Raw genomic sequence first — 326 nt, forward strand, 5'->3', positions numbered from 1 at the left:
CTTTTTGCCGGAAGTGACAACCGCCTTGACAATGTCGCCCGTCTGAAAGCCTTTGACTTTTTTCTCAGTTGACTTTGCTGTTGTCCGGGGGAATCCGAACTTGTTTACCCTGCACATCTGCCTTGAACCATGACTGTCTGCCTTTACAATCAACACGGTTTTATCGATCTGAAACATCTTTTCAGGTGTGCTTTTTCCTACACAGGCGGCATCGAGCCAATGCGTTTTGTGAAGTCCCCTGGTCGTCCGGTTGAATTTTGTCAGACCGCCGGAGCCGGTTTCAACCGGCAGTCCGGTTTTTTTCAAGGTACGGAACAAGTCCCATC

General features: G+C 49.4%; 1 protein-coding gene. It reads right to left on the reverse strand.

Features of this window, described 5'->3' with window-relative positions; genetic code table 11:
- Positions 1–326: hypothetical protein (locus HXW94_RS19040; protein WP_218576839.1), on the reverse strand; the 326-nt coding region annotated here is incomplete at both ends.

The sequence above is a fragment of the Desulfobacter latus genome, assembly GCF_013389365.1.
In the GTDB taxonomy this organism is placed as follows: domain Bacteria; phylum Desulfobacterota; class Desulfobacteria; order Desulfobacterales; family Desulfobacteraceae; genus Desulfobacter; species Desulfobacter latus.